The sequence below is a fragment of the Dyadobacter arcticus genome, from assembly GCF_011762185.1.
GTDB lineage: Bacteria > Bacteroidota > Bacteroidia > Cytophagales > Spirosomataceae > Dyadobacter > Dyadobacter arcticus.
This window is the reverse complement of sequence record NZ_JAASQJ010000004.1, coordinates 1-24192: the sequence shown is the minus strand read 5'-3', so window position 1 is coordinate 24192 and position 24192 is coordinate 1. Positions and strand designations below refer to the sequence as shown.

At 48.5% G+C, this 24192-nt stretch carries 18 protein-coding genes; 17 read left to right on the top strand and 1 reads right to left on the bottom strand.

Going from position 1 to position 24192, the window contains the following annotated elements; translation table 11 throughout:
* Positions 1-45: 45 nt before the first annotated feature.
* Complete coding sequence (locus tag FHS68_RS18980) at positions 46-1794, top strand: RagB/SusD family nutrient uptake outer membrane protein (RefSeq protein ID WP_167273483.1); 1749 nt, start codon at positions 46-48, stop codon at positions 1792-1794.
* Here the strand turns inward: FHS68_RS18980 and FHS68_RS18975 are convergent.
* Positions 1771-2073: a hypothetical protein gene (locus FHS68_RS18975; RefSeq protein WP_167273480.1), complete on the bottom strand. Its 303-nt coding sequence runs from the start codon at positions 2071-2073 to the stop codon at positions 1771-1773. The genes FHS68_RS18980 and FHS68_RS18975 overlap by 24 nt on opposite strands.
* A 503-nt stretch (positions 2074-2576) precedes the next feature.
* On the opposite strand from FHS68_RS18975, the gene FHS68_RS18970 reads away from it, so the two are divergent.
* The 16 genes from FHS68_RS18970 to FHS68_RS18895 are packed head-to-tail and all read left to right on the top strand — an operon-like array spanning position 2577 to position 23724.
* Positions 2577-3191, top strand: coding sequence for a contractile injection system cap protein (locus FHS68_RS18970; protein ID WP_167273477.1), 615 nt, complete (start codon positions 2577-2579; stop codon positions 3189-3191).
* A gap of 32 nt (positions 3192-3223) precedes the next feature.
* On the top strand, positions 3224-4321 hold the full coding sequence (locus tag FHS68_RS18965) for a hypothetical protein (protein ID WP_167273473.1): 1098 nt from the start codon (positions 3224-3226) through the stop codon (positions 4319-4321).
* Between the two features lie 9 nt (positions 4322-4330).
* A complete protein-coding gene (locus FHS68_RS18960; RefSeq protein ID WP_167273470.1) occupies positions 4331-5821 on the top strand; it encodes a contractile injection system sheath protein in 1491 nt (496 codons plus the stop codon).
* A 45-nt stretch (positions 5822-5866) separates the two neighbouring features.
* On the top strand, positions 5867-6310 hold the full coding sequence (locus FHS68_RS18955) for a phage tail protein (RefSeq protein WP_167273467.1): 444 nt from the start codon (positions 5867-5869) through the stop codon (positions 6308-6310).
* Positions 6311-6315: 5 nt separating this feature from the next.
* Positions 6316-6777: a phage tail protein gene (locus FHS68_RS18950; protein WP_167273465.1), complete on the top strand. Its 462-nt coding sequence runs from the start codon at positions 6316-6318 to the stop codon at positions 6775-6777.
* 2 nt (positions 6778-6779) lie between these two features.
* A complete protein-coding gene (locus FHS68_RS18945) occupies positions 6780-6944 on the top strand; it encodes a DUF5908 family protein (RefSeq protein ID WP_167273463.1) in 165 nt (54 codons plus the stop codon).
* A complete protein-coding gene (locus FHS68_RS18940) occupies positions 6944-7624 on the top strand; it encodes a CIS tube protein (protein WP_167273461.1) in 681 nt (226 codons plus the stop codon). The genes FHS68_RS18945 and FHS68_RS18940 overlap by 1 nt, the downstream gene beginning before the upstream one ends.
* Positions 7621-9267: a type VI secretion system tip protein VgrG gene (vgrG, locus tag FHS68_RS18935; protein WP_167273458.1), complete on the top strand. Its 1647-nt coding sequence runs from the start codon at positions 7621-7623 to the stop codon at positions 9265-9267. Before FHS68_RS18940 ends, vgrG begins: the two co-directional genes overlap by 4 nt.
* On the top strand, positions 9267-9581 hold the full coding sequence (locus FHS68_RS18930; RefSeq protein ID WP_310588603.1) for a PAAR domain-containing contractile injection system baseplate protein: 315 nt from the start codon (positions 9267-9269) through the stop codon (positions 9579-9581). The genes vgrG and FHS68_RS18930 overlap by 1 nt, the downstream gene beginning before the upstream one ends.
* A gap of 36 nt (positions 9582-9617) precedes the next feature.
* Positions 9618-10073, top strand: coding sequence for a gp25 family contractile injection system sheath assembly initiator (locus FHS68_RS18925; protein WP_167273456.1), 456 nt, complete (start codon positions 9618-9620; stop codon positions 10071-10073).
* Positions 10070-14212 (top strand): baseplate J/gp47 family protein, encoded by a 4143-nt coding sequence (locus FHS68_RS18920; protein WP_167273453.1) that lies wholly within the window; start codon positions 10070-10072, stop codon positions 14210-14212. Before FHS68_RS18925 ends, FHS68_RS18920 begins: the two co-directional genes overlap by 4 nt.
* Positions 14190-17891: a baseplate wedge protein gene (locus FHS68_RS18915; protein ID WP_167273450.1), complete on the top strand. Its 3702-nt coding sequence runs from the start codon at positions 14190-14192 to the stop codon at positions 17889-17891. The genes FHS68_RS18920 and FHS68_RS18915 overlap by 23 nt, the downstream gene beginning before the upstream one ends.
* A gap of 17 nt (positions 17892-17908) precedes the next feature.
* Positions 17909-19273: a contractile injection system tape measure protein gene (locus FHS68_RS18910; protein ID WP_167273448.1), complete on the top strand. Its 1365-nt coding sequence runs from the start codon at positions 17909-17911 to the stop codon at positions 19271-19273.
* Positions 19240-20727 (top strand): ATP-binding protein, encoded by a 1488-nt coding sequence (locus FHS68_RS18905; protein ID WP_208408368.1) that lies wholly within the window; start codon positions 19240-19242, stop codon positions 20725-20727. Before FHS68_RS18910 ends, FHS68_RS18905 begins: the two co-directional genes overlap by 34 nt.
* A 42-nt stretch (positions 20728-20769) precedes the next feature.
* Positions 20770-21999, top strand: coding sequence for an eCIS core domain-containing protein (locus FHS68_RS18900; RefSeq protein WP_167273445.1), 1230 nt, complete (start codon positions 20770-20772; stop codon positions 21997-21999).
* Between the two features lie 9 nt (positions 22000-22008).
* Entirely contained in the window at positions 22009-23724 is a 1716-nt protein-coding gene (locus FHS68_RS18895) for an eCIS core domain-containing protein (RefSeq protein ID WP_167273443.1), read from the top strand.
* Positions 23725-24192 lie beyond the last annotated feature (468 nt).

Below are 24192 nucleotides of genomic sequence, written 5' to 3'. Positions count from 1 at the left end.
GAAAACAAACACATCATTTAAGATCACGTCCATAACCAAATCAAAATGAAAAATATAAGATTTAATACAAGCCTGACAATAGTGGTTCTTTTATTGGCATTTTTCGGTTGTACCACATTAGATGAAGAGATTCTCGATGAGTCTCTGACAGGTACCGGCCAAGCGGAAATTGTAAGTGGGTCAGTAGCACCGGTATATGGTCTTCTCCGGCAAGGTGTGTGGCTGCATACCGGCAATTTTGGACTGCAAGAAGTTGCTTCTGATGAAGGCATCCTTCCCTATCGGGGAGGAACGGACTGGTATGATGGTGGCAAGTTTATAGCGGTTCACCAGCATCTTATGACCCCTAGTAACAGCTTAGTTGGGGATACCTGGACGAATATTACCTTAACTTTATCAAGAGCGGTAATCGCTGCGGAAAGACTAAAATCAGAAAGTGAAAATGGTAATGTAAGTGCGCAAGATGGTTATTTCGAAATGGTCGCCATGAAGGCATACCTTAATATGCTGGCACTTGATAATTGGGGTGTCGTTTTCAAAAAAGAGCTCTCCGGTGAAAGATCTGAAATTCTTCGGGGACAAGAAGCAATTGGTTATATCGAGAGCGAGCTTTTGTCGGTTGTTGATGTAATTAAAAAAGACAAGGACCCGGGTAGGATAAATCAAAATGCCGTAAGGGCATTGTTGGCCCGCTTGTATTTGAATGCTGCGGTTTATCGCGATCCTTATGGTACGCCCAAATTTAATAAAGAGGATATGGATAAGGTGATACAATATACCAGCGCCATCATTTCTGGACCTTATTCATTGTCGGCTGAATATTTTGATTTGTTCAGTGATGATAATCACGTCAATCCTGAACTTATATTCGCACTTGACCAAAGAGGGGTACTTGAAACCGACCACCAGCGGTGGGCGTATTGGCCCATATCCGGTGATCAAATTCCGAGACCTGAATTTCCAAATACACGTGGAACGGACGCGGTAGCAGCTACACCTGACTTTTATCAGACTTGGGTAAATGCCTACGGCAATGTTGATCCTGCCGATGCCGATGCCCGTTTCTTTAAGAAAAATACAATTGTCCCTGATAAACTTAAAGACTTAACTGGGGTAACTCCACTCAATGATTCTGAGCATTATTACTGTGTGGAGGCCACAAAGTTTGAAATGGACAGGGGAATACTTCGTGGTGTTATATGGGGCCCAAGAAAGGACGGAGGAGGTAATATTTTGACTTGCGGCGATGGTAAGGTAAGGATATATCCCGTTATCAATAGAAGAACTAGTGGTGCAAACCTAACCTATGTTAACCATACACTGAATGTTGATTTTAGCGCCCCGGGGAGTTTACATAATACAGGTTACCGATTTTCAAAGTATCAGTTCAGTCACACCGCTCCCAATTGCTGTAGCTACAGTAGTGTTGATCTGGTTTTGATCCGCCTAGGAGAGATTTATTTGATGCGTGCCGAGGCCAAGTTAAGAAATGGTGACAATGCCGGGGCTTTGGCCGATGTAAATACCTTAAGAACTTCTAGAAATGCCCGACCTGATCAGACCCCGGATGCCTTGAAAAATATTGATCTTGATATACTATTTCGCGAATCGGGATTCGAGCTCTACTGGGAAGCATTTAGACGAAATTATCAAATACGGTTTGGCAAATACGAGGGTAATTGGACGGGGAAAACCGATAAGGATGTTAACAAAAGATTGTTCCCGATTCCTCAACGAGCAGTCGACGGGGCTTCCAGCGAAGAAGGGTTTTTAGTGCAAAACCCAGGATATTAAACCGATTTGAGATCCGAAATATGAATTATCAGGAACGTGCAATGATTTTGGGTTCAGCTGATTAAAGAGATTAGCAATAGCTAAATTAATGTGGAAAGCGGGCTTGGGGTATTCCTGGCCCGCTTTCCTGTCAAAATTGCTTTCATCATTTCCACTGAATTTGTAATTCATCGTCGTATGGTAGCTGATCTCCTTGTATTTCCATTTGATGAAGTCGCGCATGTGCCTAAGCAATGTCTCATATCGTCCCAAGTATTCCTGCCGCAAAATCGGCTCCAACTAATGCTGCGATTTGTTCATTCAAAAAGGTTAGTTGCTGACAATCAGGAAGTGATTCATGATGTGGAGACTCTCATAACATCCCATTGTTGAAATCGCTCATACGTTAGTTGCTGTTGCATCAACTGGTTTTTGTTTTGGCCAATTGAACTAAGATCTTTAAAAGACTTTAAATCTTATAATAGCTTTGCTTGCTATAACCGTTTAATAATAACAAACTTTTTTATATGGACGGAAAGTGAAAAAATAGTAATATTGATATATCATACACGTTCGATATAAAATACAGCCTACCCGCTTCTTTAATGTCCATAAATTTCGGGCTATCCTGAATGACGCTTCATTCGGACTTATTATTGATTTAACCCACTTTGTATTTTTCATTTACGTGATCCGAAAATTTCGCCAAGTTTGCGAGAGGCTCTGAGTTTAGCAAAGTGTTCCGAGATTAAATTTAATGAAAGCCAGCTTTATTGCAGCAATCACCACATTAATAGATGTTTATGATACGGACTGTTTTCGAATTCGTGAAGAGCGAGCTATCGACCTATTGTTTCAATAAGGAGCCGCTGATTTATCCATCCGTGAGTTCATTTCTTAGGATCTCCGGGTTTTATTCGCCATCCGGGAATTCGACGGTGGATACGGAAAAGCATATCCAACTGACGTTAGTTAATCTGGAAGAAGAGCGGCTGGAAGGTATTAGACCCACTTTTGTGAGAATGGACGACGATCAACTGATGAAGCTCCGAGCGCCGGTGACGATGAATTTACAGTTGCTTTTCGCCGCTACCGCCGTGGATTACTTACAAAGCCTGCACGATATTTCAAATGTGGTGAGCTTTTTCCAGGCAAATCCAATTTTTACTAAAGACCGGTATCCCGGTATGAATGCAAGCGTTTCCGAACCGTCCACCCGGCCATGGAGGCTCATCGAAAGGCTTGATTTTCAAATACATACCCTTACACTCGAACAGCAGAACAATATGTGGGCTGCATTGGGCACAAAACACCTTCCCTATATTCTTTATAAAGTCAGGATGCTCACTTTCTTCGAAACCCAGGGAGAAGTGGTAGAACCAATCGTGGAAATCGGTCTCAGAGATCGGTTGAACTGAATGCCAGGTAAAAATTCTCAATGCTATTGAACATGATCAGATCTGTGTATACTGAACTGTTCAGCTTTGCGGTGCGCAACAGCTTTTACAGAAACGGACAAAACCTGACGTCGCCAAATCCGGCGGTACAGGAGGATTTCGATATTCTTTGTACAAAAACAACCGAGGCACTCATCCGGCAGTTTGGAATGGTTTTCCGTCGTGTGCCAAACGGTTTTAAACTTTTTTCGGAAACAACAGAAACAGCACCGAGCATTCTTTCAGTTGTCCGGAAGCCAAAATCGGATACCAGGCTCACCTTTATTTTGTCATTAAAAAACAAGGGAGTGCTTAGCTTTTCCGAGGTTGCATTTAGGGAGCTATCGATGGGACAGATTTATTATTTCAACAATTTGCCCACCAATACCGATGCCAGGGACGATTTACGTCTCAGTACACAACCCGCTGTAAATCTGACCGATGATCTGATACGCCTGCGGACTTCGGCGTATGCATACGAAATGCCGGGTGTCGTAAGTGCGGACGCGGTAAAGGTTATTGCAGTTAATGGAGCCGATCTGGTCGTTCCTAAATCCGCCACCAGGACTAATGGAAAAACCTTACTGTCATTTGACCTCTCTTCGCTGCCCGAGGGCAGGTATCAGTTGGAAGTATCAGGTTCTGTGAAAGATACCTTCTTTTATGGTGGCAACAGGACGGACGTATTTGCGGTATTCGAAGCCTTTTTTAAAGACGCACAACCGAACTACCAGATCCTGGAAACCGATTTTTCGCTCAGTCCTGCCCGTCCCAAATACATGTTGAAGCTAACGGCGAGGAAAACATTCTGGCGTTACACGATTCGAATGGAGCGCAACGTATTGACATCACCGTTCGTGGAAATCTCTGACTCCAGCACTGTATTTTCAGGGGTTACCCCTACTCCAAAACTCGCCATATTCACGTCGGTGTCGGAAATTGAGTCAAGGGAAGACCCCCTCATGCGGGGCAGCCCGCCAGTACTCGCTAAGATCAGCCTCAAAGACATGTCGACAACGCCAGAGAAGATCAGCAACCTGTCCATTCCAGACCTTAGTGTCCTGAGAGAAGAAAATAGCAAGTTTTATTCAGAAGTAACCATAAACATTTGATCGTCAATCATGATAACAAAACTAGCCACACCGGGTGTGTACATTGATGAAATATCAACCATACCGCCCTCCGTTGCAGAAGTTGATTCTGCTATCCCCGCATTCATCGGTTACACTGAAATAGCAAAAAGATATGCTGACGGTGACCTGATCATGAAAGCCCAGAAAATTGCAGACTGGTCTGAATTCCTGCATTACTACGCCGCCAAAAATCCCGAGGGTCAGGGCATTGCGCCGCAGGAAGCAGCTGACAGTGTTACGATCGCCATCAGTGAAAAAACCGACGACGGTACTGTCACCGGCACGACGGTGGACTATGAAGTAACCGTAGCAACAGTACCGGCCAAACTGAAAAAATACAACCTTCACTATGCCGTAAAGCACTATTTTGACAATGGCGGCGGGGCATGCTACATTGTCCCGGTAAATGTGCATTCTGACGAGGGAATTGATGCGGACGAACTGGTGCTGGGTTTGAGACTCATTGCCGGCTATGACGAACCTACCATTCTTTGCGTGCCTGAAATGGGTACTGTGAATGTGGCCGGATACGGGTCGATTGTGAAAGAAATGACCGATCAGGCTTCCAATCTGAAAGATCGCTTTGCACTCATAGATCCGCAGGTTGTCACTCCCGAAACACCGGCAAATCCGAGCGGGACAATTGGTGCCGATGTCCTTATTATCCGTAATGCAGCTGTTGGCTCGGTTGAGGTAAACCGCTATGCCGCTGCATACTATCCTACTCTGGAAACAACCTACGGCTACGGATTCGATCTGGAGACGGTGAAGGTAACCAGCCACAAAAAAGCGACTACGGGAACACCCGCCCCGGATTACAAAGATAAAACAGTGGCCAGCATTGGAAAAGGGGCCGCTTTGTATGGGAAGATCAAGGATGCTTTGAAATCGGCTCACGTGGTTTTGCCGCCTTCCGGTGCGATCGCCGGGGTATATGCACGAGTTGACAACACTAAGGGAGTGTGGAAAGCGCCAGCCAATGAGGGACTTCGGAATGTAGTCAAACCGGTGGTGGACATATCCAATCGCGAGCAGGAAAACCTGAATATCGACGCTACCACAGGGAAATCCATCAACGTGATCCGCACTTTTCCCGGTTTCGGGACGGTCGTGTGGGGTGCGCGTACATTGAATGGAAACGACAACGAATGGAGGTATATCAATGTGCGCCGCTTTTTCATGGTTGTGGAAGAATCCATCAAAAAATCGATTCAATGGGCTGTATTTGAGCCTAATACTGCATCAACCTGGGTGAAGGTGAAAGGCATGTGCGACAACTATCTGTACCAGAAATGGCAGCAGGGCGCGCTGGCCGGCGCTAAGCCGGAAGAAGCATACTTTGTGCGGGTAGGCCTGGGCAAAACGATGAACGCCGTCGATATCCTCGAAGGCCGGATGATCGTCGAGATCGGAATGGCGGTGGCCCGTCCGGCAGAATTTATCATCCTGCGTTTCTCGCACCTGATGCAGACTTCCTGAGAAGTAATACCAAACCGATTTTTTTAACCAAAAATTTTCAACACAATGCCATATCCACTTCCCGTATTTCGCTTCAAGGTAGAAGAAGTGAATGCCTCAGACCCAACTTTGGGCGTAGCGTTTTCCGAAGTCAGTGGTCTTACCCAGGAAATTCAAGTCATTGAATACCGCGACGGACTGACACCTCAGCAATCTTCCATGAAAATGCCGGGATTGCAGAAAGCAAACAACATTACCCTGAAAAGGGGCATTATCAAGGGAGACAACGCCTTTTACAATTGGCTGAATACCGTCAAGCTCAATACCATAGGCCGTAAAGATCTGATCATCAGCCTGCTCGATGAAACCGACAATCCTACGATGGTATGGAACGTGAAGCAGGCTTTTCCGGTAAAGGTGGAGGGTCCCGGCTTGAAAGCAACCGGAAATGAGATCGCCGTCGAATCCATCGAAATCGCGCACGAAGGCCTCACGATCACAAATGGTTAGTTATTATGGGAGCGTACTATCCACCTGTCGGGTTTTATTTCAAAGTGGAATTTCAGGGCATTGATGGTGTTACAGAAGATGATACCCGGTTTCAGGAGGTCAATGGCCTTACCGTGGAAATCGAGCTGGAAGAAGTTCATGACGGGGCTGTGCCGCAGTTCAGTTACAAATTTCCTAAGCGGGCGAAATATCCCAACCTGATCCTGAAACGCGGTATGCTCAAAAGCTCTGCCCTGATCGCCTGGTTCGACAATGCGCTCGACAGCTATTTTAACTTGTTCAATTACAGCTTTTCACCGTGTACCATTACGATCCAGCTCATGGACGAAACAGGTAACCCGATGACCTCCTGGCAGGTGAACAATGCTTTTCCAATTAAATGGCAAGTGTCTGACTTCAAGGCAAATGCCAACGAAGTAGTCGTAGAAACACTGGAATTTGCGTATCAGAATTTTAAAAGAATATAACCATGGCAGTCCATATCAATGAGGTTGTCGTGAAAGCGACAGTCTGCGAGGAGCCGCGCAATTGCGCCCCTGAAAACGCGAATGCGGGAGCAGGCGGCGGCGGGGCTTCCGCCGAAGAAATTGTTGAAAGAGTACTCGAGATCATCCGTAACAGCGAGGAACGATAATGACAGCAGCAGAATTTGGGAAAAAGATGCTTCTTAATCTGAAGATCCTTCCCGTGATGAGGGACAGTGTTATTCCGGTCGGGTTACCGTTCATTACGATGTTTAATCCGGAAAGCTTTTCGATCAGCGAGACGGTGGAGTACGACCAGCCTTGTACCAACGGGGTGCAGGGAGAGGGCGCTAAGTTCATCAAGAGCCGGGCCAGGACCTTTTCGCTGGAATTCACGCTCGATGGTACGGGTACCAATGCGCCCAAAATACCCCTGATCGTTCAGATTGCATTATTCCGTGAAGCAACAACGCTCATGAACGGCCTGATCCACAAGCCCAATTACCTGATCGTTCAGTGGGGTACTTTCATTTGCAAATGCCAGATGAAAACCTCCGACATCCAGTACACGCTCTTCGACCAGACTGGCATTCCGTTGCGAGCGAAGATCAAGGCGACTTTTGAGGAATTCACGAACGACAAGCTCAGCCAGATCCTGGGAATGCTCTCCTCCCCGGACCTTACCCACGTTCACAAAGTGGTGGAGGGAGAGATTTTGTCCATTATTGTTTTTAACACGTATAACGACCAGCGTTACTACATCCAGGTAGCGAAAGTCAACCGGCTGAAAAACTTTCGAAAATTGAAAGCAGGTACCCTGTTAACACTTCCACCGATTGCAAAACAATGAGCTTTCCAGCAGCATTATTGGGTTCGGGATCCAATCCCACTGACAGGGTTTCTAAAAAGATCCTGATCGACGATACCCCTTTGTCCAACGAAATCGCCATTATGCGTTTTTCGGTTTCGAAGGTTTACAACAAAATTGCGACGGCCAAGATCATTATCGACGACGGCAGCGTGGCCGAAAGGGATTTTCCCAGGAGCAACTCGGACCTTTTCAAGCCGGGTAAAAAAATTGAGATACAGCTCGGTTATGATGAAAATCCGACCACTATCTTCAAAGGCATCATCATCCGCCACGCCGTGAGAATCAGGAATGGATCATTTCTGGAAATTGAGGCCAAGGATGAGGCGATTAAGCTTGCTGTGAGCCGGAAAAATAAAGCTTTCACCGGAGTAAAACTGAAAGACAGCGCGGTGTTTGAGGAGATCATCGGCAGTACGCTGAAAAAAGACGTGGAGCCTACCGTTGCAGAGCATAAGCAGATCGTCCAGTATTACGCTACCGACTGGGATTTTATCCTGACCCGGGCCGAAGCGAACGGGATGTTTGTCCTCACCGACGATGGCAAAATGGTCATTAAAACGCCGACAATGTCCGACGATTCAGGGGTCACATTTACCTATGGCGGGCAGAACAATATCATCGAATTTGAGGGTGAACTGGATTTGCGCCGTCAGCCTGACACGGTTAAGGCAGCTTCCTGGCTGTATAATGCCCACGAGCTTTCCGAAACGGCGACGGGGAAATTCTCACTTTCCGAAACGGGTAACCTTTCATCCGATGACTTGGGGAAAATATTGGGTGCCGAATTGCACCTCACGCATTCGGGTAATGTGAGCGAAGATATTAAAGGCTGGACCAATGCATTTGCCATGCGAAAACACCTGGCAAAAGCCTGCGGAAGGCTCCGGGTGGAAGGAAGGCCGCTGCTCAAACCCGGACAGAAAATCGAGCTGAAAGGCGTAGGTGACCGCTTTAACGGAGAAGTGCTGATCACCGGCATTCTTCATCAGTTCAATGGCGGTTTCCTGACCGATATCCAGTTCGGCTGGGCAGAGGAATGGTTTTACAAAAAAGAAGATGTGGTCGACAAAGCGGCATCCGGCTTGCTTCCGGGAATAAACGGGCTGCAGATCGGCGTGGTACAGGCCATAATCGATGACCCCGAAAAAGGGTTCCGCGTACAGGTGCAGTTGCCGACGATCTCGGTGAAAGAAGACGGGATCTGGGCAAGGGTAGCGACCGTCGACGCAGGCAAAAACCGCGGGTTCTTTTTCAGGCCGGAAAAGGGCGACGAGGTAATCCTGGGCTTTGTAAATGATGACCCGCGCGACGCCGTGATCCTGGGAATGTTGCACAGCCAGGAAATGACGCCACCCATTGAGCCGGAAGAAAATAATCCGAAAAAAGGCATTGTCAGCCGGGAAGGGATGAAGGTGATCTTTGATGATAAAACCAAAAAGACGGTCATCAGCGTGCCCGTCGGAAGCCGCGATTCCAGCAAGGAAAAAACTTTCACCATGGATCAGAAGATGATCGAGATAAAAGACGAGTTTGGAAATTCCATTAAAATGGACACTTCCGGTATTTCGATTACCTCAAAAAAGACAGTAACTGTAGAAGGCACACCCATTAACCTGAACTGATGATGCCAGCAGCAGCCCGATTTGTCGATACACACGTTTGTCCCAGACCCATTACGGGCAGCTCGCCACCTGTTCCGCACGGTCCCGGAAAAGTCCTTTCACCAGGAAGCCCGGACGTGAACATTGGCAAGAGCCCGGCTTTGCGAGAAGGGGATGCCCTTGTCTGCCCTTTGGAACCAGCTATGAAGAATTCCGTAAAGAAAGGCTCCGCCAAAGTCAACATCAACGGAATGCCGGCGGCACGGGTAGGCGATCCTACTGAGCACGGCGGACAACTATTTTCGGGTTTCCTGACTGTGATTATTGGCGGATGAACCCGCATTTGACTATTATAAAAAACCATGAATGCCATGACAACCAGCGATAAATCATTTCTCGGTACCGGCTGGGGTTTCCCGCCCAGATTTCAATGCAGCATCGGAGGTGTTCAAATGCTCTCGGGAGAAGCCGATATTCTTGGTCTTGACGAGACCAACGACGCCATTATCGATATCCAGGGCAGTATCTACATCATTATTTCGACCCGTTTCGGCGAGCGCGTCATGCAGCCGACATTCGGTTGCAGTCTGCAGCCTTATGTGTTTGAGGTGATGAATACGCCCAACCAGGCCATGATCGAAAAGATCGTGACCGATGCGCTGGTACTGCATGAGCCGCGCATTATCGTGGACTCTGTTTCTTCGGAATTCTCTGTATTTGACGGTGTTCTTCAAATCTCGGTGGTGTTCCGCATTGTGACCACCAATACCCGCTACAATTATGTGTACCCATTCTACATCAAAGAAGCAACGAATCTTGAATTATGAAAAACTGTCAATGCCAGACTGATATCCCCAGGGAGGGTTCGGGTCAATTGACCCGCTTTCTGAAAGCCCTTGCCCCGGAATATGCCAGGATCGATGACCGCAGCTTTACCGACCTGCTGAATTTTGCAAAAAATTACGCAAGCCATATCCGGTTTTACAAACTGCCCGATGACCAGTGCCCGGACGAAGGAAGCTGGCGTTCATTTTTCAGAAATGACCTCACCGTCCTTGCCGCGTCCGTAGCGCAGTTTGATCTCGCGCAGGTACAGAAAGACTATCTAGAAACCAGGGACCAGTTTGAGCAAAGCCCGGGCATCAGGATTTTCAAAGCATTGTTCAAGCCGATCATCGGTATCTGTACCGCATTGGACAAATGGGCTTCCCGCAGCAGCCTGGATTTTCCCTTGCGGAAAGACATTGAACTGGCCATCCATTCGACATTGAGCAAACAGATCATGAGTGTGTATGTGCTGAGCAAATCGGCCATGCTCGTCAACAATGGCAACGACCTCGACATTGAATTTGAACCGGTTGACGACAGCCTTTGGGGACTGGACAACGACATTCTGATCAACACGACCTTATACAAAGGCACGAAACTGGCTGACCAGCTTTTTCATGCCTCACTGGAAATCGACACCATTTTTAATGCCTGCTTTGGCGTGATAACGCAGATCGCCGGCAATGTGGAAGATTACCTGGCATTTTCATTGGAAAAATACCCGCGCCACCAGCCTCATATGGCGTTGTTTATTGCGTTTTTGCAGCTATTCAAACTGGCTCAGGACCAGCTGAACGGTTTGACAGAAAAACACCTGAACTACTATTACCGGGATATTCTGCACCTGACCGAAAAGCCCGCCCAGCCCGATCACGTGAACCTCATTTTCGAATTGGCCAAAGGCACCGACGCTTTTGCACTCTCCAAAGGCACGGAGCTTTCGGCCGGAAAGGACGATACCGGCGTGGAGCTGGTATACGAAACCGATCGGGAACTGGTATTGAACAAAGCACACGTAAAAGAGATCAGTACCGTTTTTATTGAGACAAAAACCAGAAGCATTACCGGGGCTGATGGCACATTAACGACCATTCAACGGAGCCGTCTTTATTCCAGACCGGTCGCGAACTCGGCCGACGGTTTTGGGAAACCATTTAAGGAAGAAGTACCAAAATGGCATCCATTCGGGGCCGACGCAGTTCGCAGGCTTACCAGCTGTGGCTCCATTCAGAGCTTGCAAGGCTCAAACTATGCAAAAACAGGATTTGCCATGGCATCTCCTCAGCTCAGGCTGGGCAGCGGACAAAGAGAACTGACAATGAAGGTTGCCGGACTCACGGGGAGTTCGCTCACCGAAAAAGCTTTTTTCATCAATGGCACATTTGAGAAAAAATGGAGGAAAATAGAACGCCTGCCAGAAGGACTGAGAAACAACTGGATTGCGACCAACGGCGGACACGTCAGTACGTTTGACTGGAACGGCTTCTTTTTTGATAAAGGGATATTTCACATTTTCCTGCCCAAAGAGGCACCCGGATTAATCCCCTATGATCCCGAAATCCATACTCACGTGCATTACGCAACTACCGAGCCGGTATTGGAAATCACGTTCGATCAGGATGCAGAGGAAATTGATACCGCGCTGTTTGATTCACTGGCATTCAGAAAGCCCGAGGATTTTCAGCTGAATATAGTGGTGAAAGGACATACCGGCGTAGTCACTGAAAATGAGCAGGGCGTACAGCCTGCGGACAAGCCTTTTTACCCATTTACCTTATTACCAAACCATGGTTCCATACTTGAAGTAAGAAGCAACGAAATCGCTGCCAAACGGTACACTTCGCCTAAAATAGATTCCCTGGAAACGCATTGGCAGGATGGGAAGGGCCTGGGTCGAAGTGGTGCGAATCCGGAAGTGGTTGTCCAGCAGGATGGTCTTTCCATCAGGCTTTCAAAACCGGACCTGGTTGGTGGTAACTTCGAACTGGCGCAAAAAATAGCGCAGAGTTCAAAATTGAACAGCATATCCGTGGACTACACCACGGACACGAAACAGATCAATCCGGAGTTCGACCAGTTTTTCCATGTATATCCATTTGGCGCTGCTGAAACGGACGTTACGCAGAACTACGCCGTCAATCATCACCTGGGCAATATGCAAATGGCCTACCAGGTCGGTTCCGGCGCAGATCGTCCGATCGTGTATGCGGGCAACCAGATTTTGCCCGGATTCAAGTTCGGGCTTCGGCCGCTCGGACTGAATACAGATGTGCTGAAAAAGGACCTGGAACCTGCGAGCATTGATTTGGGGAGTATGCTGGGTGCAGGAGGGACGGTCCGCTTTAATGAGTTTAATACGAACAATTTGCGGAACGCCCTGCCAAATGTTATGGCCATATCGGGAGCACGTGCCGTTGCATTGGGTCGTGCAGGAAAAGCCACCAGCCAGAATCTTTCGTTGTTACAGCAAAATCAATATTCGGGGTATATCATGCAGGAGGGAAACCTCTACATCGGGATCGGGAATTTGAATCCTCCCCAGAACCTTTCCCTGCTTTTTCAGATTGCCGAAGGCTCGGGAATGGACGATGACAAGGACGTCCCTCCTATCCACTGGTCATACTTGTCAAACAATTACTGGCTGCCGCTACCTGCCAGCCACGTCATTTCCGACAATACCTATGGCCTGCAAACAACCGGGATCATCCTGCTCGACATCCCGGAAGACGCTACCAGTAACAATACGCTGCTCACCACGGGCCTGCATTGGCTTTGCATCAGTGTAGATGCCGACAGCCACCGGTTTCCGTATATTATCAACATCGTAGCGCAGGCCGTAAAGGCCACTTTCAAAGATCAGGACAATGCGGCCTCCCATTTCGCAAAACCACTTCCTGCCGGTTCCGTCGCAAAGCTTGTTGACAAACCGGCCGCCGTGAAAAAGGTGGAGCAGCCCTTTGAAAGCTACGGAGCGGTACCGAAAGAAATTGGAAAAGAATTCTGGATGCGCGCCAGCGAACGGCTGCGGCATAAGGACCGCGCCATTACCGCACATGATTACGAAAAGCTCGTCCTGGAATATTTTCCGGATATTTTCAAAGTCAAATGCATTACCCATAAAGATCCGAACTGCAACTGCCGCGACATCGTCCTGACGGACAATGCATTTGATTTTGCCGACCAAAATGTACCGGCAGCAACCGACGGAAATAACAATTCGGTCATCGCAAAAGCGATGATCGGGCTTGCGCGGAAAAACCGTGAGCAGTCCCAGAAAATAGCCGACTTACTAGTCTGCTGCGGCACACAGGTGGCGCCGGGACACGTTACTGTGATCCCCATTGCCAACATGCGTAACCGGAATTCAGTGAATATTCTTCAGCCGCGAACCAGCCGGCGGCTTATGCTCGACATTGAGAAGTTTCTGCTCAAAAGAACTTCGCCCTTTGTGAAGGTCCACGCCCGGAACCCGGTTTACGAAGAGATATTGCTCGCATTCCGCGTCAAATTCCGGCCGGGAGTGGATAAGGGATATTATCTCAAAAAGCTGAACGACGAGGTCATACAGTTTCTGACACCCTGGGTATTCAGCGAGGAACTTGACGTGCCTTTTACAGGAAAAGTATATGCCTCGGCGGTGATCAATTTCATCGAGGAGCGGTGCTATGTCGATTACGTCAGCGATTTTATGATGTATGTGACCAAATGCAACTGCTGCAGCCACACATTCCTGGAAGGCATTGAAAAAATACTGCGGGAATACCTGCTGCACGAACAGCAGCCGGTGCTGAAAACCGACGTGGCCGACGAAGTATGGGATTTTATCCGCGACCAGAGCGAAAATGTGGTCGAAATCGCCGAGAGGCTGGTCCTGTACTGGAACAACTATTCGAAGCAGGAACAGGAACTGATGCTGGCGGTGATCAAATGGTTTATCGAAAAGGTGAAGGAGCTGGGCATTTCCGACCTGCTTGGTACCATGAAGGCATTCCCGGATTTCACCCTTACCACGATGGCAGAACCATCGGAAGCCCGCTCGATCCTGGTCTCGGCACCGCAGCACATTATCCTGCTGGAAGAAGACGATGCCCCGCTCAAACCCTGCCAGAAGAAAAATGAACCAGCAAACCAAATCTGATCACCCGATCATTCATTTCAGAGCCATGACTGACGAAATTACGCTCCTTAAATCTAATCCCCTGTTGACCGCGGAAGACTTCGGTTTTCTGAAACAAGAAGGTATAGAACACATTCAAAAGCTGGCAGGCGAAACCTGGACAGAATACAACACCTCCGATCCCGGCATTACCATTCTGGAAGCGGTAAGTTATGCCATCACAGACCTCGCCTACCGAACATCTTTTGATATGAAAGACCTGCTCACGCCCTCTGAGTTGAGCAGTGACATGTGGAGCAGGATTTTCTATACCGCCCGGCAGATTTTGCATTGTAACCCGGTCACGATCAGCGACTGGCGAAAGGTGATCATTGACATCGATGGCGTGAGAAATGCCTGGATCGAGCCTAGCAAGGATTACGAAGTGCCGATCTACGTTGAGTACGACTGGGTACAGGCCAAAAAAAATTGCGAGGGAGAATCCTGCTTCGGACTCCTCACCATTGATCCCGATTCTTCCGGTATCAAAGAAAATCGGACAAAAGAAAAACAGGGCGCCACCTTCGAAAAGACATTAAAAAAACTCCGCGAGGAAATTGTCGCGCGCATTAAAAAGATCGCCGATCAGGTTATAAAAAAATCGGAATTGACACCTGCGCAGTTAGCAACATACAACGGTAAACTCGACGCACTCAATGCCAAATGGAAAGACATTATCCTGACCAACCGCGCCGCCGGCTCAGGGAATAGTTTGAAACTGGCGATCATTGACCATATCGATGCTTACTATCCTGTCCTTTTGAAGCTTACAAAAAAGGCTGATATCGCTGACTTCAAAAAGAGTATAGGCGATCTGATCGATTTTGTCAAAACAGAAATAGGAGTTGTACTTGGCTACCTTGCATTGGGCAAGGACACCAGCAAGATCCTGGAACTGGAAGGGTTGTTCAATGTGATCGTCGAGTACGAGGAAGACATTATCGAAGCCGGAAAACGGGAGGAAGTGCGCGAGCGCGTGATCGAAAAGTTAAATCGCCGGCGCAATCTGTGCGAAGATTTCCTGTCGATTACCTCGGTCGATTATGATGATTTTACAGCAAGCGGACTCATTGTCCTGAAAGAGAACGTCGAGCCCGACGAAGTACTGGCACAGATGGCATTCACCATTTACAGATACTTTGCGCCACGGCTGAATTTCTACACTATCGAACAAATGATGGCCAAAGGCTATACCGTGGAAGAAATTTTCGAAGGCCCGGCGTTGCGAAACGGGTTCATCGACACCGAAGAGCTAGAAAACACCGACCTTTTCCGCGACCTCCGGTTGTCGGACCTGATCAATGCCATTTCCGATATCGACGGCGTAGAGGCCGTTACCAATTTTTACATTCCAAAAGAGGCTGCCGATGATTTCAATAAGGATATCAGCATTTATTTTGACCGCTGGCTCAAAAAGCTCCGGGAGGAACGAAAAGTCGCGCGGTTTGACCTGCGGAATTCCAGCTTCATTCTTTTAAAGAAAAGTTCGGTAACGAATTATAACACCGGCAAGCTAACCGATCGCCGGATCGACCGGCCGGCGAAGCGTTTCGAAGACCTCAAAGCGCAGGACCAGGCCTACAAGCTCAACGGCTACCAGAACGACTTTCCCATTATGGTCGGGGAAAATATGGAGATCGAGGATTACTATCCCGTACAGTATTCGCTGCCAATGGTTTATGGAACCGGCGAACAGGAGGTTTTACCTAAAAACCCGAAAGACAAGCGCACAATCCAGACGTATCAGCTCAAAGGCTATCTGCAGTTTTTTGAACAGATCCTGTCAGGTTACCACAGCCAGCTGAACCATCTGAACGACCTGTTTTCATTTGACGAAACAGTGGAACAGACTTACTATTCGCATTCACTGGAAGAGATCAACAATTTCCGCGACCTGATCCTGGATTATGACCCGGTACCCGGCGAGACGGACGAACACGTGTTCAGCGAATTTTCGAAAATCGTGAAACATCTGATCGAACCGGAGGGATTGTTTTACAAAAGAAGAAACAAGTTCCTGAACCATTTGCTGGCCCGCTTTGATGAAGACTTTTCAGAATATGAAGAACTTACGCGCTATGTCTGGAAAAATGAGACAGAAGAAAAAATCACCGGGGACAAAATCCGCTTTCTGCAGGACTACCAGCGTGTAAGCAGCCAGCGGGGCAAAGGATTCAACTACCTGGATGCCGAGCATATCTGGGATTCCGATAACATTTCCGGCGCAGAGCGCCGGATCGGGAGGTTACTTGGGTTTAAAAATACCAACCGGCATATCCTCGCACCAGGCAACCTTTTCAAGGAAGTGGTGAAGGTCAAAAATGCAAAAGGTGAAATGGTACCCAAACTGACGCCCAAGGGCGAAGGCATTGTGGTCCTTTATCTTCAAAACGACAAGGGCACCACATTACTCACATCCAACGAGGTAAAGGACGGCGAATGCTGCGTGGACGAATTTATGAACCTGATCCTCGAACAGGCCGAGTCGCGGAAAAACTACCTGCTCCACGACCGGATCAAAGGCATTCAGCGCAGCAAACAAAAAGAACAGATCGGCGTATTTTCATTTGACCTCATCGACAAGGGAGGATATGAAATTGCTTCCGGATCTGAATTTCCGACTAGGAACAGTCGTAACGAGTTGATCGACGAGATCATCGAAATCGTCAGCAAAATCAATGATAATGAGGGAATGCACCTCGTCGAGCACATTTTACTCCGGCCAAAACTCGATACTGTGCTGCCTTATGCTGATTTCACGGATCCAAAAACGAACGACGACGTCCCCGCAGAACGGGTGGAACTGCTGAAAATCTGTCTGGATTTCTGCGATCTCAACAAAGGCGTGGAAGACGAGGTGGACGTGCCTGTATACCGGGTGAAGGTAAGCCGCATACCCGCAGAGAAATGCTACAATGATGAACCCTGGGTATTGGAAATTGTCAAAAAAGGTGAAAAAGCCAATCTGGATATCGACATAAGCATTCTTTTTCAAAAGGTGTTTTTTGATAAAACCGGGAAGGAAACCATATCGCTGCTGACTTTCCGACGCTATGAACGTCTGAACGAACGACTGGGCGATCTTCGGGAGTACGGTTCGGAGCCTGACTATTACAGGCTGGTTACCCACACCGAGTCGAACAAGCCGGATCCCAGCGGCCGCGAGAACAGCAAGTTCAGTTACGAGATCTTGAATGAAGAGGGCGAATTACTGGCGCAGACGCGTTTTTACGAAACACTCGCGGAGGCGGAAAAGGAGCGTGACGCACTGGTGAAGTACTTTTCCTACCAGCTCGACCTGTATTGTGAGGAGAATGCCTGCGACCACAATGAAGACCCCTACTCGTTCCGGGTGACGATCCTGCTGCCTTGCTGGGCAAAAAGGTTCCGAAACAGCGACTACCGGTACTTTGTCGAAAAAACCATTCAGACTGAAGTTCCGGCGCACATTGAAGCGCGGATCAAATGGGTAGGTATCAGTCAGATGCAGCGATTTGAGACCAAATACATCGCCTGGTTGGAAGAATTCACGACCAATCCATTCCCGGAATACAAGCCTGTGAACGAGCTGGTCGCGGTACTGAATACGATTACTGAATGTGGGCATTGCGATGACGATTGCGGAACATCCGGCGACAAAACGCCGCCGGCAGTGAAATAATAACCTTAAATCAGGCATTGGAAAAAGGCCGTCAACATATCGTGAACCAGCTTAGGCTTGACCTGGAAGTGGAAAACCAGGAACAGAGCTTTCATGTCCGGCACCAGCTGAGCAGCTACTGGCAGGAATGGATCTTGCCGGAGATCGAACGAGCCTGCAACCTGCTGGGAGACGGCCCACAGCAAATATGGATCGACCACCTTGAAATCGACCTCGGCAAGCTGTTTATCGGTGATTTCGAAGCGCAGTTCCGCGAAAAGCTGACCCGGAAACTCGACGAGCAAATGCAGAAACAGGCATTCAGGCCTGATTCAAACCACGATGGGTTAAATCCCGGGATTTCGGACATCACATTGCTCCGGTATTTCCTGCAAACTGGGCAGTATCCGTGGTGGGCGGCGCATGATGCAGAAGACATTAACCTGGTTTTCGAACGTATCTTTAAAAACAATCCCAGAGAGCTCCGGCATTACCTGGCCGAACTTTCGTCTAGCAGGTTGTCGCTGAGAAGACTGCTTTTACAGGTGGATCAACAGCTTCTTACTAATGCTTTGGTATCTCTTTTCCTTTCGGATATTCATTTGGAGGAAACAAAAAAGACGGTGAGGGAACTGGAAAAGCAATTTTCCCACGAACAATGGACGGAAAATCAGCGTACCAGTTTGCTACTCATCATGCTAATGGAAAAGGCTAGTCATTCAGGCATTGTTTTGGCGGAAATGACGACCGTGCAGTTGCCAAAGATGCTCAGAAAATATGAGGAAATCCTGGGATTGGAGGTGATCGAAAAAATGAAGCTTGCGGACGAAAATGTATTTGAAAACTCTCCTGAAAAAGACTGGCCAGAAAATGCATTGGAACAAAAAAATAACGAAGAAGCATATCAGAAGCTGCTGACCCCATTTGCGGGGCTGATCCTGCTGGCGCCATTTCTGCCGCAGTTTTTTACCAATACAGGATTACTTGCAAACAATGCATTTCAAAATCGCGAGGCCAGGTACCAGGCAGTCCATTTGCTGCATTATATCGCTACCGGCGAAACAGGTGCCGCGGAGCACGAACTCACTTTCGGAAAGCTGCTATGCGGAATCTCGCTGCAAGAGCCTGTGCCGCGCGATACCGTTCTGACGGACGCGGACCTGGCCGAAGCCGACGATCTGATCCGATCGGTACAGGCTCATTGGAAGCCGTTGAGCAACACCTCGGTGGAAGGTTTCAGGACCACGTTCCTCATCCGCAACGGGATTCTGTACGACGAAGGCAGCCAGTGGAAACTGCGCGTGGAGAGAAAGGCCTTTGACGTGCTTTTGGGCAAGATCAGCTGGGGGTTTGCCTTCATCAATTTTTCATGGATATCAAAACCGATCGAAACAGAATGGTAGAAAATACAAACGGGCAAACTGCGGCAACGGACATTGTGCTCGCAAACGCCCAATGCTTGCGGGACGAAGTGGAATGGTTTGCGAAGGTCGTCAATATCAGGCTTTCCAACTACATCCAGAAACCGGTACCTGCGGAGGGCGAGCGGGAAAAAGAGAGGGGATTTCTTGAAAGGATATTCAGCGGCAACCAGGTACCCAGCCAGAATAAGGCCGAAGTCTCAAAAGTATCTGCAACCCCGCCGGACCTTTCCGAAAACAAGTCCATTTACGCAGAGTTTGTTCAGCATTATAAAATGACGCCGGAAGAAAGGCTCATTATGGTCCTGACCCTCCTGCCGCACATTCAGCCGCAATTACTGGATGCCTTTTTTATGACCAATCATAACCTGAAAAGGGGCTTCACCGAGTTTGGAGGCATTAAGGGAAATCAACATGGCGGCTTTCTCCCGACGATTGAAACGGCATTGTTTATTACCGTAGGCAACGATCTGGACAAGCGGATCAGGATGATGCAGACGTTCGAGCCGACGCATTTCTTTTTTGCCCATAACATTCTGTATGTCAACAGCCAGTCCGGCAACGAGCCTTCCAACAGCAGCGGGTTGGTTATGACCGAAGAATTTATCGACCTCTTCACGACCGGGAAGCACCGTACGCCGCAGTTCAGCATGGAATTTCCTGCTAAGCGGCTCATGACAAAAATGACCTGGAATGATCTGGTACTCGACGAGATCACCTCGGTTCAGTTGAACGAGATAAGAATATGGCTGCAGCACGGTAGGACGCTGCTGTATGACTGGGGTATGGAAAACAAGCTGAAACCAGGCTATAAGGCATTGTTCTACGGCCCGCCGGGAACCGGCAAGACCTTAACAGCGACGCTGCTCGGCAAAACGTTTAACCTGGATGTTTATCGGATCGACCTTTCGATGGTCATTTCCAAATACATCGGAGAAACCGAAAAAAACCTGGAAAAAGTGTTTAAAAGGGCAGAGAACAAAAACTGGATACTGTTTTTCGATGAAGCCGACGCGCTGTTTGGAAAAAGGACAAACATCAGCGATTCGCACGACAAATATGCCAACCAGGAGATCGCATACCTGTTGCAAAGGCTGGAAGATTACCCAAGCCTGGCCATTCTGGCGACCAATATGCGTCACAACATCGACGAAGCATTTACAAGAAGGATACAGTCAATCATCCATTTCCCGAAACCGGAGCCGGGGGAACGGCTAAAACTCTGGAAAAGCACGTTCAGCCCATCGGTCACCCTGGACGAATCGATCAGCCTTGACCAGATATCCCGGCAGTACGAACTTGCCGGAGGTTCCATTCTCAACGTCGTGCAATTTGCCTCGCTGATGGCGCTGCAAAGAGAATCGACGGTCATTTCTTCGGATGATTTAATGAAGGGGATCCGGAAAGAATATTTGAAAGAAGGCAGAACATTGTAGCAAAAGCCATGAAATACAGGGATAACTGAAACATCAAATGATATGTCAGAAAAAACCACCGCAGCAAAACCAAACGGAGCTGAGCCAGCTGCATTACATTCCGGAGAGGTCAGCCGGGCCTTCATCATCCAGCCCAAACTGACCATGGGCAGCCCAAACGACCATTTCGAGCAGCAGGCGGACCAGGTTGCAGACCGGGTAATAAGCATGTCGGCAACGCATACCCACACGTCTGCGGGTGCGGACGTCGTTGTTCAGAGAAAATGCGCGGCTTGTGCCAACGAAGAAGAACAGGTACAGAGAAAACCGTTAGATATTACGCCGATCATCCAGAAAAGCGTGGCCGACGGCGGCGGGTTTGCCAGCGACGCGGTGTCCGGCCAGATCGACTCTGCAAGGGGCGGCGGCAGCCCGATGAACGAAGGCACGCGGAGCTTTATGGAAAGCAGGTTCGGAAACAATTTCTCGGGCGTCAGGATCCACACCGATTCCAACGCCATACAACTCTCCCAAAACCTGAACGCCCAGGCTTTCACCGTTGGAAATGACGTATTCTTCAATCAGGGAAAATACAATCCGGATTCCGATTCAGGGAAACATTTGCTGGCGCATGAGCTGACGCACACAGTACAGCAGGGGGGAGGAAAAATCAAGAGAAAATTGATTGCCACCGGAAGTAGTGGTGATTTTGTGAGCATAGTCAATCAAATTCTTGGGGTCCAATTCAGGATCGCTGCATCCGCAACCGGTGAGATCTCCATTGCCGCCACAGACATACAGGGTCCTCCAACCCGGGACGCGACAGAGTTGTTAAGCACTCTTAGGACTATTATTTCGGACAGAAGAACGGTCACAGTTGATTTTATGAGAGGTCGTACTTCCAGGCGGGCAGGTGACCAGCATGTGATTGTGGGAAATTACGATTTGGCTCGGGTCGACCTGGATGATGTTGACATGTTTGGAAATACGTCAAGTCACAGCCAGATGGGCGACAATTCAGCTGTGCAATTGATTCATGAGCTGACAGAGCAGTATCGTCGACAAATATTCGGTGAGGCATTTCCAGTAGCACACCGGGCCGGTTATGCAGCTCAGGAACGATTATTGGGGGCCACATTGGTAAGTGAAACGCCTATGACCCCCGTTCGAGGCTCGACGCTGAGGGAAGTGACAACCACGTACAGATATCCAAGCGGCCGGCTCGTGAACATCACAACGATAATGGATTTTGCAACGGGAAATATTGTAGAAGTCAGAAGAGCTGTAAGATAAAAAACGGGTATGTCAGAAAAAATTACAATATCAGCAAGGTCACAGGGAGCCGGGCCTGCTGCACTGCATTCCGCAGATACCAGTCGGAGTTTTCTTATCCAACCCAAGCTGACCATAGGTGATTCTAATGACCATTTTGAGCAGCAGGCCGATCGTGTTGCGGACCATGTAATGAGTATGTCGGCGACGCATGATCCCACGTCAGGTGGCAGCGATGCACGTATCCAACGGAAATGTGCAACTTGTGCCCATGAAGAGGAGCATTTGCAAAGGAAACCTTTCAACATCACGCCTATTATCCAGACAACCGGGGCACAAGGGGCGGGGGACGCCAGCAGTTTTGTGTCCGGTCAGATCGCGTCTGTCCGCGGCGGTGGCAGCCCGATGAACGAGCGTACCAGAAGTTTTATGGAAAGCAGGTTTGGGAGCGATTTCTCAAGTGTCAAAATTCATACAGACTCTACTGCAATACAACTTTCCCAGGAACTAAATGCCCAGGCGTTTACCGTTGGAAATGATGTTTTTTTTAACCGGGGAAAATATAATCCCGAAAGTAATGCAGGGAAACATTTACTGGCTCACGAGTTGACACATACGTTGCAGCAAGGTGAAGGGAAATTTTATAATGTGCAGCGACAAGCTGCATTGGCTTACCGGCCGGCACCCGTGATTCGTCCACCGGCCCCGGCAAGACCGCCATTAAGGGTAATCCAGGGTGGCGGTGGGTACAGAGCGAGTACGGGCACCGCAGCGACCAGCCCATCGTCCAGTTATTCAGCACCTGTTTACGTACCAGATGCGATGGATGATAGTCTTGACGCTATGTTTGCCAGGGCGCGGATCAGAGGAAATAGAGATCAGGCTGTCTTTGAGGCAGAAAGGCCGGTTGCCACCTTGACGAGAGGGGGATCTTCTCCTGGCTTTTTAACAACCGGCCGTCAGCAGAGCATGATCGGCGAAGGGTGGAGTGCTGTATTCACTCCTCATTATTTCCACATTCTGGATATGATCGAATACCAGGTTGGTGTGGCAACATCGGAAAGGCAGATCGAGGCGATTCGGGATTCCTACCTTCCGTCAATGTCGAATTCCCCTTTTGGTCCGTACGGTCTCTCACCGGTCTACCTTCCGTATCACATTCCCGAAGAAATGGATCCTGGTCAAATAGAGCGTCGGCGGGTTTTTTCCAGGGCAGTCAGAAGAAGGATTGCCGCGATGCCATCTTTGCGCGGAGTTGAAAGACTTGCCGTCGAAACGGATGTCGAGACTGCTTTGGAGCGAATGGGCAGACAGCGCAGAAATCTTCGCGCATATCCAATCTGTTGGGCAGTGCAACTCGGGCCACCAAGTTCACTAAACTTCGTCAGGACTTCGGCGGATAGGGACGATCAGGAAGCAAGGCAGGCAAGAATGCAACTGGAATGGCGCCGATTTAGAGATCCTGATTTTGACCCGGCGAGATTTCATGTACATCACGTAAATCCGTTATTCCTGGGAGGTGCAGACGACTTGCAAAATAATGGGACTTTGATCGAAAAAAGACGCCATCTCAGGGGGCATGACGTTCTGCGCTTCCAGCCGCAACTTGTAACACCAATTTCAATGACTTCAGCTCCCTACACGGTATTGCCGCCTCTTGGCCCTGATCTTTACAGACATCCGGCGGGAACCCTATACGAAGTAATTGGTTTCAAGCAGGAGGCACACGAACTTTGCGCATTTTGATTGATTAGCCAAAAGACAATGCCGAGGTATTACTCTTTAATCTAACTCGCCGGGACACCGGTACGATGGAATGTATGCGGCGATGAGTTTTACGGTTTCATACTGGGCTCCCATCTTAGGAAACCGATATCGATTTCGCACAGCTCTGAGCGTTCGTTTAGGAAGCAATTTTAGTTATTATAATGCCTACGAGCGTTTCAAAGGTGAACAATTCGAATTTCTACACTACTGTCTGAGCAATTCTCAAGGGACTTGGTGGCGATAAACATGCAGGACGTTTCGAACGAAGAGTTAGGAAACAGCCCCCTCCTTCCTTGTTGATTGTTCCCGACCTAAATGCAGGTCGTATAAGCAGCACGTATGGGACGTTATTTGAGGCTAGTTATGCATCAACCTGCGAAGGTACTATTCAAGTCTTATTATACACTTTCGAAATCAGGTGGGTTACACTGTAAGCATCCCTGATTT

Excerpts from the sequence above, each read along its gene's own strand:
- FHS68_RS18980 (WP_167273483.1), top strand. The coding sequence starts at position 46 with ATGAAAAATATAAGATTTAATACAAGCCTGACAATAGTGGTTCTTTTA.
- FHS68_RS18970 (WP_167273477.1), top strand. The coding sequence starts at position 2,577 with ATGATACGGACTGTTTTCGAATTCGTGAAGAGCGAGCTATCGACCTAT.
- FHS68_RS18965 (WP_167273473.1), top strand. The coding sequence starts at position 3,224 with ATGATCAGATCTGTGTATACTGAACTGTTCAGCTTTGCGGTGCGCAAC.
- FHS68_RS18960 (WP_167273470.1), top strand. The coding sequence starts at position 4,331 with ATGATAACAAAACTAGCCACACCGGGTGTGTACATTGATGAAATATCA.
- FHS68_RS18955 (WP_167273467.1), top strand. The coding sequence starts at position 5,867 with ATGCCATATCCACTTCCCGTATTTCGCTTCAAGGTAGAAGAAGTGAAT.
- FHS68_RS18950 (WP_167273465.1), top strand. The coding sequence starts at position 6,316 with ATGGGAGCGTACTATCCACCTGTCGGGTTTTATTTCAAAGTGGAATTT.
- FHS68_RS18945 (WP_167273463.1), top strand. The coding sequence starts at position 6,780 with ATGGCAGTCCATATCAATGAGGTTGTCGTGAAAGCGACAGTCTGCGAG.
- FHS68_RS18940 (WP_167273461.1), top strand. The coding sequence starts at position 6,944 with ATGACAGCAGCAGAATTTGGGAAAAAGATGCTTCTTAATCTGAAGATC.
- vgrG (WP_167273458.1), top strand. The coding sequence starts at position 7,621 with ATGAGCTTTCCAGCAGCATTATTGGGTTCGGGATCCAATCCCACTGAC.
- FHS68_RS18930 (WP_310588603.1), top strand. The coding sequence starts at position 9,267 with ATGATGCCAGCAGCAGCCCGATTTGTCGATACACACGTTTGTCCCAGA.
- FHS68_RS18925 (WP_167273456.1), top strand. The coding sequence starts at position 9,618 with ATGACAACCAGCGATAAATCATTTCTCGGTACCGGCTGGGGTTTCCCG.
- FHS68_RS18920 (WP_167273453.1), top strand. The coding sequence starts at position 10,070 with ATGAAAAACTGTCAATGCCAGACTGATATCCCCAGGGAGGGTTCGGGT.
- FHS68_RS18915 (WP_167273450.1), top strand. The coding sequence starts at position 14,190 with ATGAACCAGCAAACCAAATCTGATCACCCGATCATTCATTTCAGAGCC.
- FHS68_RS18905 (WP_208408368.1), top strand. The coding sequence starts at position 19,240 with ATGGATATCAAAACCGATCGAAACAGAATGGTAGAAAATACAAACGGG.
- FHS68_RS18900 (WP_167273445.1), top strand. The coding sequence starts at position 20,770 with ATGTCAGAAAAAACCACCGCAGCAAAACCAAACGGAGCTGAGCCAGCT.
- FHS68_RS18895 (WP_167273443.1), top strand. The coding sequence starts at position 22,009 with ATGTCAGAAAAAATTACAATATCAGCAAGGTCACAGGGAGCCGGGCCT.